At 69.9% G+C, this 9,638-nt stretch carries 12 protein-coding genes and 1 pseudogene; 8 read left to right on the top strand and 5 right to left on the bottom strand.

Translation table 11 applies throughout. The annotated features are described in order from the left end of the window. Positions 1 to 6: 6 nt before the first annotated feature. Together ACIQU4_RS25585 and ACIQU4_RS25580 are read right to left on the bottom strand one after the other, a co-directional pair. A complete protein-coding gene (locus tag ACIQU4_RS25585) occupies positions 7 to 510 on the bottom strand; it encodes a hypothetical protein (protein WP_403735020.1) in 504 nt (167 codons plus the stop codon). Between the two features lie 98 nt (positions 511 to 608). Further along, complete coding sequence (locus ACIQU4_RS25580; protein WP_403735018.1) at positions 609 to 1,619, bottom strand: endonuclease/exonuclease/phosphatase family protein; 1,011 nt, start codon at positions 1,617 to 1,619, stop codon at positions 609 to 611. Positions 1,620 to 1,711: 92 nt separating this feature from the next. Between ACIQU4_RS25580 and ACIQU4_RS25575 the strand changes: the two genes are divergently transcribed. Further along, positions 1,712 to 1,999 (top strand): transposase, encoded by a 288-nt coding sequence (locus ACIQU4_RS25575; RefSeq protein ID WP_403735015.1) that lies wholly within the window; start codon positions 1,712 to 1,714, stop codon positions 1,997 to 1,999. Between the two features lie 67 nt (positions 2,000 to 2,066). Further along, complete coding sequence (locus ACIQU4_RS25570; protein ID WP_403735012.1) at positions 2,067 to 2,345, top strand: hypothetical protein; 279 nt, start codon at positions 2,067 to 2,069, stop codon at positions 2,343 to 2,345. On the opposite strand, the gene ACIQU4_RS25565 is transcribed toward ACIQU4_RS25570, so the two are convergent. Continuing rightward, on the bottom strand, positions 2,339 to 3,217 hold the full coding sequence (locus ACIQU4_RS25565) for an AraC family transcriptional regulator (RefSeq protein WP_403735010.1): 879 nt from the start codon (positions 3,215 to 3,217) through the stop codon (positions 2,339 to 2,341). The two genes, ACIQU4_RS25570 and ACIQU4_RS25565, sit on opposite strands and share 7 nt — an antisense overlap. Here ACIQU4_RS25565 and ACIQU4_RS25560 point away from each other — a divergent pair. From ACIQU4_RS25560 to ACIQU4_RS25545, 4 genes are all read left to right on the top strand, one after another. Next, positions 3,216 to 3,689, top strand: a complete 474-nt coding sequence (locus ACIQU4_RS25560; RefSeq protein ID WP_403735008.1) for a DUF2000 family protein — start codon at positions 3,216 to 3,218, stop codon at positions 3,687 to 3,689. The genes ACIQU4_RS25565 and ACIQU4_RS25560 overlap by 2 nt on opposite strands. Before the next feature lie 9 nt (positions 3,690 to 3,698). Next, positions 3,699 to 3,854: an aromatic-ring-hydroxylating dioxygenase subunit beta gene (locus ACIQU4_RS25555; RefSeq protein WP_403735005.1), complete on the top strand. Its 156-nt coding sequence runs from the start codon at positions 3,699 to 3,701 to the stop codon at positions 3,852 to 3,854. A gap of 518 nt (positions 3,855 to 4,372) precedes the next feature. Continuing rightward, positions 4,373 to 4,714 (top strand): hypothetical protein, encoded by a 342-nt coding sequence (locus ACIQU4_RS25550; protein WP_403735003.1) that lies wholly within the window; start codon positions 4,373 to 4,375, stop codon positions 4,712 to 4,714. Between the two features lie 118 nt (positions 4,715 to 4,832). Beyond that, positions 4,833 to 6,206 carry an MFS transporter gene (locus ACIQU4_RS25545; protein WP_403735000.1) on the top strand — a complete coding sequence of 458 codons (1,374 nt, stop codon included), beginning with the start codon at positions 4,833 to 4,835 and terminating at the stop codon, positions 6,204 to 6,206. A 290-nt stretch (positions 6,207 to 6,496) separates the two neighbouring features. Here ACIQU4_RS25545 and ACIQU4_RS25540 read toward each other — a convergent pair whose 3' ends face one another. Then, entirely contained in the window at positions 6,497 to 7,156 is a 660-nt protein-coding gene (locus tag ACIQU4_RS25540; RefSeq protein WP_403734997.1) for an MSMEG_1061 family FMN-dependent PPOX-type flavoprotein, read from the bottom strand. Between ACIQU4_RS25540 and ACIQU4_RS25535 the strand changes: the two are divergent. Together ACIQU4_RS25535 and ACIQU4_RS25530 are read left to right on the top strand one after the other, a co-directional pair. Next, a pseudogene (locus ACIQU4_RS25535) lies at positions 7,155 to 7,571 on the top strand (transposase family protein); the annotation flags it as partial. The gene ACIQU4_RS25540 and the pseudogene ACIQU4_RS25535 overlap by 2 nt on opposite strands. A gap of 202 nt (positions 7,572 to 7,773) precedes the next feature. Continuing rightward, positions 7,774 to 8,055, top strand: coding sequence for a helix-turn-helix domain-containing protein (locus ACIQU4_RS25530; protein WP_403735798.1), 282 nt, complete (start codon positions 7,774 to 7,776; stop codon positions 8,053 to 8,055). Here the strand turns inward: ACIQU4_RS25530 and ACIQU4_RS25525 are convergent. Continuing rightward, on the bottom strand, positions 8,036 to 9,286 hold the full coding sequence (locus ACIQU4_RS25525) for a YhgE/Pip domain-containing protein (protein WP_403734994.1): 1,251 nt from the start codon (positions 9,284 to 9,286) through the stop codon (positions 8,036 to 8,038). The two genes, ACIQU4_RS25530 and ACIQU4_RS25525, sit on opposite strands and share 20 nt — an antisense overlap. Positions 9,287 to 9,638 lie beyond the last annotated feature (352 nt).

The following is a 9,638-nucleotide window of genomic DNA, read 5'->3' as shown; positions in this document are numbered from 1 at the left end:
CATCGATCACCTCACGAAGTTCGGTACACGGTCGCGACGCCGATGGCATCGGTAGGAGGAACCGCTGAGCGGAATGCGGGCCGCGAACTGCGCGACCACCAAAGCCGCCAGGGTCTGCCCCACCGCCACGACGATCCACAACCAGATCCCGACCGGCCCGGCGGTCCGCAGGACTTCGCCGAAGGTCGCGAAGATGCCGACCGCCACCGAGATGAACGCGAACGAGGTCGCGAACACCTGGAAGGAGCCGAGCGTCCGCTTCAGTATCCCGTTCGGCTCACGCGACCGGCGCGAGGGGTCCCGCCCCTGGGACGGGATGACGCGTTGCGCCACAGGTTCGTGGACCAGCTCGTCCGCTGCGGGTTCCGGCGGGCTAGTCAGCGGTACGGGCACGGGGGCGGGGGCGGGGCTCACGCGGAACCGGGCCGCCCCCTCGGGGGTCTCTGTGGCCTCCGACTTCAGCTCTTCCTTCCCGTCCGAGCTGATCGACCGGCAGATCACCCGTCTCAACAACGTGCACCAGCCCTGAGTCCACCTCTCCCCCACCAGCCGGGGTGGGCGCTCCGCGCCCGAGGGGCGACCCGGTGCGATGGGTGTGAGCGGGCGGCTCAGTACCGAAAGGACGCCGCCACCGCGCGGTGGTCGCTGCCATCGGCGGGCAGCACCCAGGAGTCGGTCGCGGTCAGCCGACCCTTGCTGAGGATGTGGTCGATCCGCACTGCCGGGAAGGCGGCCGGCCAGGTGAAGCCGAATCCGGAACCGGCGGCCTCGTGGGCGGACGTCATCTGCTCGGCGATCGGGGCGAAGGCGCGGTCCGCCAGGCTGCCGTTGAGGTCACCCATCAGCAGCACCCGTTCCAGCGGCTCGGCCCTGAGCGCCGCGCTCGTCGCGGCGATGCTGTTGTCCCGGAGCTCCGCGCCGAACCCCTTTCCCAAGGTGACCCGGACCGAGTCCAGATGCCCGACGTAGACCGCGACCTCTCCCTTCGGAGTGGCCACCACCGACCGGAACACCGTTCCGCTGCCCTCGCCGGCCGGGCCCTTCGCCATGGCGCTGCCGGTGACCGGGTACTTCGACCAAAGCCCGTCGGCGCTGATGCCGGCCACGTGGTGCGGGTACGCGGCGGCCAGGCCCCGCTCGTACTCGGGCTGCACCCCCGGATCCAGCTCCTGCAGTGCAATGAGGTCGGCGCCGGAGTCGATCAGCATCTTCACCGTGCCCGCTACATCGGTGTTGGCAGCGGCCACGTTGTGCGTGACGACGGTGAGATCGCCCTTGCCGGTGCTCCGGTCGCCGAGCGTCCCGCCGAACATGGCCAGCCAGACGACAGCGGGTACCAGCAGCGCGACCAGCGCGGCGGCCGAACGCCGCAACAGCGCGGGCACCAGCAGCACCGGGACGACCAGGCCGCACCAGGGCAAGAAGGTCTCCAGCAGCCCGGCCAGATTGCCGGGGTTGGGCAGCAGGCCGTGCAGCGCGAGGGGGACAGCTGCGAGCACCGCCAGCCCCGCGACGATCCGGCCACGCCGCCAGGCCCCCTCCTGCCACGACTTCCGCCGTATCGGCGCCGGCACCGACTCCCGGACCGTCACTTGCTCTGCTACGTCGGTTTGCACCATCAGTCCACCCCTACGCCGGTTGGCACGCTTACGGGGGGATAGATGCGGTCCCATCGACAAGGATTCCTCATACTTGCGAACCAATCACTCACTTGTACGAGCTGATGGCCCCGCTCACCCAGAAGATCAACCCGGCGTTGACGGAGCTGAACGGCATCGGGCCCGACGTCGCGGGCCAGCTGCTGGTCACCGCCGGCGACAACCCCGACCGGCTCCGCTCGGAAGCGGCATTCGCCATGCTCTGCGGCGTCGCGCCGCTGCCGGCCGCATCCGGCTGTACCCGCCACCACCCCGGGACTCCCTGGCTCGCAGTCGGGGCCGTGCATGTCACGGTGGCAGGGCGACGAGAGGGTCCACACACGCGGGACCCGGCCGGTTGAAGCCACCGCGGCCGGGTCCCGCCACGGACAACACGCCCCTCCTGCACAGCCCTCTACCGTGCGGCCTGTGGATGATCACGAGACGGAGCTCCTGGACGCCGTGCGCGCCGCTGTTCGCGAAACGGGCTTCGACCCGGAGCGTGAAGGCGAGGAAGGCGTACATCTGGTCCGCCACCCCAGGGGCGTGATGGGGGGCTGGATGCCCGTGGAGATCGACGAGTTGCACGCCCGCATGACCAAGATCAACCCACTAAGGGCCAGAGCCCGGCATGTCGCCCGCCGCCCGGCGGATCTCCTCGGGCAGTTCGTCGAGCCGCCCGAACGCCCCGCCCGAAGTCCTCAGTAGCCGGGCACCGGGGAGCGGGCGTAGCGCCCGGGGGTGGTGCCCACGACTCGTTTGAAGTGCCGGGTGAAGTGGGACTGGTCGTGGAATCCCGCCTCGACCGCCACCTCGGCGGCCGGGCGGCCGTCGAGGAGCAGCCGGCGGGCCAGGGCGACTCGGCGCGAGATGAGGTACTGGTGCGGGGCGATACCGAAGGCGGCGCTGAACGAGCGGACAAGATGGGCGGGGTGGGCCTGAATCAGAGCGGCCGCTTCCGGCAGGGAGATGCCCGCGACCACCCGCTCGTCGAGGAGCTCGCGCAGGCTGGGCGCGATGCCGTGGCGGGTTCCGGCGCCGGGCGATGCGGTGTGGTCGCCGGGAAGTTCGAGGCGCGGCTGGAGCAGCGCGCGCAGCCGTTCGCCGATGAGGGCCAGTCGGCTCTCCGCCTCGAATTCGTCACCGGGAGAGGTCAGGGCGCGGTGGAGCTGCCCGACGCGCCGGCGCAGGACCGAGTCGGCGAGGTCCGGACCGTCTACGGCCGCGCCGATGAAGCGCTCGTCCAGCACTGTCGTGTCGAGGTAGACGACGCGCTTGCGGAACCCGTGCGAGGTGGCGGCGGAGCCGTTGTGGGGAACCTGGGGCGGGAGCAGGCTCACGGTGCCGCCCGGGGTGCCGCGCCGGTGGCGGTCCAGGTCGTAGCGGACGGCGCCGTCATCGACGATCAGCAGGGTCCACTCGTCGTGGACGTGCATGGGGTACGCGTGCGCGGTGAAACGGGCGTGGAAGACCTCGACGACACCCGCGACCCGCGGGCGCCAGGCCGAGACTTCCTGCTGGAGCTGCACGCAAAGAACGTACAAGACCGCGCGAGGCCGAGCCCGGCAGTCTCGGGCCATGAGCAACGAGACGAAGAACGAGAACGATGAGCAGGCCGAAGCGGGCGGCGCGGACGTGCCCGTGCGCTTCGACACCAAGATCGTGGTGCTGCTGCGCGACGACCTGGAGACGTGGCAGCGGCTGAATGTCACCGCGTTCCTCGTCAGCGGGCTCGGAACGGCCCTCCCCGAGGTGGTCGGCGAGCCGTACCAGGACGCCGATGGCACCCCCTACCTGCCGATGTTCCGCCAGCCCGTTCTGGTCTTCGAGGGCGGGAAGGAAGTGGTGACGACGGCGCACGAGCGCGCAGTGCGGCGCGGCCTGCCGACCGCGGTGTTCACCTCGGACCTGTTCGGCACGGGCCACGACCGCGCAAACCGGGCAGCGGTGGCGGCCGTGGGCAAGGACCAGCTCGACCTGGTCGGGATCGCCGTCCACGGGCCGCGCAACTCAGTGGACAAGGTTCTCAAGGGCGCCCGCATGCACAGGTGAGCGGCGCGCTTGGATCACGACACGCTGACCACGGACCCACAGCGCGAGATCTCCCTCGTCTGCTGCCCGAGCCGGGCGGGCCTTGAGGAGCGCGTCTTCCGGATCCGCACGGACCGCTCCAGCGCCACGAGCCTGCCCGAGCCCCCCGGACTGGGCACAACATGACCAATGTCAAGATCACCGGCCTCGACGGCGACGCGTTGGACGTACGTTCAACTGGTTCACGCTCTACTACCGCTGTCAGACGGTCGACACGTACTTCGGCACGTCGTTCTACCGCATCGAGTTCTCCGGCGCCCGGCCCCTCACCACCAGCTAGAGGGCCGGCCTCAAGAACGACCACGTGCACCACGTCGTCGACAACCACGTCTGAAATGAGCAACCGCATGTCCTACCGGGTCGCCTTGAGCTTCGAGGACGGCGTCACCGCCGACCTTGAGGCGTACGAGGGGGCGGAGAGGCCGGTGTCGGCCGCGCCGGAACGCCACGGTCGGATCGACGTTGGAGAACAACGTGGGCGGCGCCATCGACGTCAAGCCGTTCACCGAGTTCTCCGCCGCCGGGATCCAGGCGGAGATCACCCGTTCGCCGCTGACCACCCTGTGGTCGTGCCGTGCTGTGCTCCCGCACGCGGCGGCGCAGGGCCACGGTGTGATCGTCAACGTGCCCCGCTACCACCCGCGGTGTTCACCGCAGCCCCGTACTCCGCGGCCAAAGGCGGCATCAACGCGCTCTCGGCATCGCTCGCCTTCGAATACGCCGCGTCCGGTGTCGGGTCGTCGGCACCGCGCCGGGCGGAACCGAGGCCCGGCCCCGGCGGATCCCCCCGGGGCACTCCCCCTGCCACGTCCGAACGGGAGAAGACCTGGTTCCAGACGCACATCGACAACACCGTGTCGTCGTCCCTGATGAAACGCGCCGGCACCCCCGACGAGCAGGCCGCCGCGATCTGCTTCCTCGCCGCCCGAGAAGCCTCCTACGACACCGTCACGGTCCTGCCCGTCGCCGGCGGAGATCTCGGCTGAACACAGGCTGGTGCCCTCCACGACCCGATACCGCATACCGCATCCCGCCGGCCCCGCTCCCCCTGTCCACCGGGCCGGCGGAAGCAGACCCGTACGCTCACACAACTGGGGCTCCCCGATGAACACCTCACAACACATACGGATCAGCCGGCAGCACCGCACGACGCTGCGCTGGATCGTCGCCATCACCACCGTCACGCTGGTCTTCGACGGCTATGACCTGGTCGTCTACGGGACTGTGGTGCCCGACTTCCTGCGCGACCCGAGTCAGATCGGCCACCTCTCCGTCGCCCAGGCGGGCGCGCTCGGCTCCTATGCGCTCATGGGCGTCATGGTCGGCGCACTGATCGCCGGAGCGGTCGGCGACCACATCGGACGGCGTCGCATCATGATTGCGGGGATCATCTGGTTCTCCGTCGCCATGGGGCTGAGCTCATTCGCCACGAGCATCACCGTGTTCGGCGTCCTGCGCTTCTTCACCGGCATCGGGGTGGGCGCCCTGGTGGCCACCGCCGCCGCGATGATCGCAGAGTTCGCACCGCCCCACCGCCGCAACGTCTACAACGCGATCGTCTACAGCGGCGTGCCCGTTGGCGGTGTCCTCGCCGCGGTCATGGCTCTCCTCACGTCCGGTGGGGACAGCAGCTGGCGCACCCTGTTCCTCTTCGGTGCGGCCCCCCTCGTGGTACTCCTGCCGGTCACACTGCTGCGCCTGCCCGAGTCTCCGAAGTGGCTGCTGGCGCGCGGGCACACCGAGCGGGCCCACCAGCTCTCCGAGCGCACCGGAGTCCCCCTGGGCGAGTCGACACGGGCAGCCGAAGACAAGAAGGTCGGTTTCGCAGCTTTGGCGAGCCGCCGTTACGCCCTGCCCACGGTGCTGCTCGGCCTGATGAGCTGCTCCGGTCTTCTGCTCACCTACGCCCTGAACACGTGGCTGCCCGAAATCATGGGGCAGAGCGGCTTCGGCAAGTCCTACGCACTGGTCTTCCTGCTCGCCCTGAACGGCGGGGCGATCATCGGTGGGGTGCTCGCTTCCCGGGCCGCCGACCGGACTGGCCCGCAGCGCGTGATCACGTCGACGTTCGTGCTGGCCGCCGTCTCCCTGACGCTTCTCGCCTTGGGGCTGCCTCGCGGTGCTCTGCTGGCTCTGGTCGCGGTGGCCGGAATCGGCACGATCGGCACCCAGGTCCTGGTATACGGCTTCGTCGCGAACTACTACGACACACAGGCCCGCGCTGCCGGAGTGGCCTGGTGTGCCGGGTTCGGCCGGCTCGGCGGCATCGGCGGGCCCCTCGTCGGCGGAGTCCTCATGAGCGCCGGGATCTCGCCGCACCACGCGTTCTATGCCTTCGCCGGCGTCGCCGTCCTCGGCGCGCTGGTGACCCTCTTCGTTCCGCGCCAGAGCACTGAGGAGTACGCCGTGTCCGACTCCATACCCGGCCGGACCTCTGCCGATGCTGCTGGCGTGCTTGCCTGTGAACCACCGCGTTGAGCTGCGGCGAAGTCTGATCGGGCGGGCTGACGAGGTCGCCGCGCTGGCCCGCCTGGCCGACGGCGCCTAGGTAGGTCTCGCCGCTCTCGATCCGGGCCTTGTCCCCGGCGAACTCCCGCTCGGATGCCGACCGCTGCCGGGGTGCGCAGCCGGGGTGGCAGCAGCCGTCGGTAACCTTCGTGATGACCTCGCCCTTGCCATAGTCCTTACGGGCTACCCCGCAATCGGTCTTGGGGTGTGCTGGTCTGGGGTTCGGCGGGCTGGTGGTTCAGCAGTCGCTGGTCGGCCCGTCACTCGTACCGGTACTTCAGCGAATCCGCCTCCGCCTGCTGGATGTCAGCGATCGTCAGGTCCGGCATCCGCAGCTGGGCCAGCGTCACCTCGGCCGAGGTCGGCTGGGCGTCCGCCGGCAGCCACTGCTCCGGCTTCCAGGCCGCGCTGCGCAGGAGCGACTTGGGGCAGTGCGGGTAAACCTCCTCGATCCCCAGCACCAGCGCACTGGCCGGCGGCTTGCCCACGGCGGTCAGCTGCGACAGCAGCTCCGGGCGGGTGGAGACGCAGGCCCGGCCGTTCACCCTGAGCGTCGTGGTGCGCCCCGGGATGACGAACAGCAGCCCGGCCCGTCCGGTGGCGACGACGTTCTGGAGGGTGTCCAGACGCTTGTTGCCGGTCGCGTCCGGTATCGCCACCGTCCGTGCGTCCAAGACGGCGACGAACCCGGCGGGGCCGCCGCGCGGGGAAACGTCACAGTTGCCCTCGGCGTCCGCGCTGGCGACCAGGACCAGCGATGAGCAGGCGATCAACCGCCGGGTCTGCTCGGTGAGTTCGGTCATCTGCTTGCGCACGGCCGCGTCGTTGGGGAGTTCGTAGGCCCGGCGCAACGCCTCCTGGTCGGGCACAGCGTCGAGGCGGAGCGAGTCGAAGGCACTGCCGGCAAGAGGTGTCGTCATGCCCCCGACCCTAATGGGCCGACTTACGCTTGATCGTGGTCGGGTGAGTGCGGGGACGTGGAGACACCCGCGCGAGTTGTCGGGTGTGTGGAGATCAAACAGGACCGTGCGGTCATGTCCCATCCCGCCTTCTGCGGGCTGTCGCGCCCACATCTGGCCAAGTTGGTCGCAGAACTCGCCCCGCGTCGGGTGGTGGCGCGCTGTGGGTCCGGGCGCCATGTGCGACGTGAGGGCGACCGTCGGCGAGAGGCCGGGGCCGGGACCGGGACCGGGACCGGGCAGAAGTACACACTGGTCTCACCGACAGCTCCTGGTGACGCTGGTCCATCTGCGGACTGGGCTCACCCATGAGGTGTTGGGTGTGCTCTACGAGGTGGGGTGCTCCTCGATCGGCCGGGCGCTCCGGGAGGTCCGCCCGCTGCCGGCGGACGGTGGGTTCGCCGTCCCCCGACCGGCCCGGCATCCGGCTGCGGACCCTGGAGGACGTGTTCGCCAATGCCGCGGCCGAGGGCGTCACCTTTGACACGACGTGACCAGGACCCTCCTCAACTCTCCCAGCCGAGGAAACGCGAGACGTGGGCCGGCCCGATCAGCCGGCGCCGTACCCACACCGAGCCCTGTGGCGTCTGGCCCTGGGACTTCGGCACGCGCGGCATACAGCACACCTCACCTACAACCAGCTGGCCGAGAACGCTGACGGCTTCAGCCGACCGACCCTGCAACGCGCCACTCCCGGCAAGACCCTGCCCACCGGGGGAGCCGTCACCGCGTACGCGAAAGCCTGCGGCACCGCCCCCGGCCCGTTCCTCGCGCTGCGGGAGGCCGCCGCCAAGGACGGGGCGGTACGAACCCCTCGACCTGCGTGGATAGAACTCAAGCTCACACGGGCTGGGGTGTGAGGCGCTTGAGGCCCTTACGGTCGTAGTACGTCGTCATGGCGAAGCCGAACAGCAGTGCCAGGACGATGCCGATCCCGATCATGATCCACGAGCGCGTGAGGCCGGCGTCGCCACGGGCATCGAAGTAGAGGATCGCGCGTACACCGTCGCTGAGCTGGCGCATCGGTTCGAAGTAGGACAGGAACCGGTAGAACGCGGGGACCGCGTGGAGGGGGACGGTCGCGCCCGACGACGGCAGGCCGAGCACGATGAACACGAACATGGACACCAGTTGGCCGATCCCGCCGAATGCGGCGTTGATGGCCTGGACGCCGAGGCCGACCGCGAGGCCCGCGCAGTAGGAGTAGATCCACAGCAGCGGCAGGTGGGAGGCGTCCATCCCCAGGATCGCGATGCAGGCCAGCATCACCAGTGCGGAGCTGACCAGCGTGATGCCCGCGGTCATCACCATCTTGAGCAGCAGCGTCTGCGTGCGGTTGATCGGTACGGTCCGTCGCCGGGTGTGCCACGGGCCGATCTCGTTGTCGGCGTAGCCGAGGGCGGTGTCGACGCCGTTGCTGATGACGTTGCCACCCATGAACCCGGCGAGGACCAGCAGCAGGGTGTAGTAGAAGGCCGACAGCCCGAGACCGCTGTGGTCGCCGAGGGGGTGCCCGACCTGGGTGACCACGTCGACCGGGTCGGCGAGCAGCACCTTCGTCGTAGGGCTCGCCTGCGCGCCTGCGGCCTGCGTGAGCTGGCGGCCGACCGACTGCGACGCGCTGTGGGCCGCCTTGGTGCTGATCTGGCTCGCCAGGGAGGACCCGAGGCTGCCCTTGCCGGGATTGGTGAGCACGATCATCGTCGGCCGGCGGGTGGCCCCGGACGTGGTCAGCGCGGCGACGGAATCCGAGAAGCCGGCCGGGACCACCAGTGCGCCGTAGACCTTCCCCGAGTCGATTTGGTCCTCGGCCTGGGCGCGGGTCATCACGCGCCAGTCGGCCTTGCCGCCGGCGGTGTCGGAGGCGATGGCGGCGGTGATTCGTCCGCCGAGGTCCTGCCTTCCGGCGTCGTCGTCGACGAGCGCGATCGGCAGATCGCGGAGGTGCCCGTTGGGATTGACGATGCCGCCCATGTAGAGCAGGGACAGCAGCAGGGCGAGGAGTGCAGTGAGGATGGTGGGGACCACCCAGATCTGGGGGCGGCGCAGCAGGGTCGCGGCGGTGGCTTCGGGGGCGGCGGGCGCGGACATGGGTCTCCGTTGCTTCCCGGTGGGCGGGATCGAACGACGGTCGGCGGTCAGTGGCAGGCAGTCGGCAGTCGGCAGTCGGCGGCAGCGGTCGAATGGCCGACCGGGCGAACGCCCTTGGCCGACGACACCTCAGCATGCCCTCCCCCACCCCCGGTGCCCGTGCCCCGCCCCGCCCGCCTCCCTCCGATGCACTAGGTGTTCTGTCCAGGGAGGTTGTGGACGGGTGATGCAGGTCTCGGCTGAGGTGTCTTGAACGGGTGAGGGCCTTCCGGGTTCGGTGTGGATTGCGACGTCTACACCGACCAGAAAGGCCCTCGTGCCCCACCGTAATGCACCCCTGACCGAGACCGGA

The sequence above is a fragment of the Streptomyces sp. NPDC090741 genome, from assembly GCF_044769045.1.
Lineage (GTDB): Bacteria > Actinomycetota > Actinomycetes > Streptomycetales > Streptomycetaceae > Streptomyces.
The sequence above is the reverse complement of the archived record's forward strand: the minus strand, read 5'-3'. Positions and strand labels throughout refer to the sequence as shown.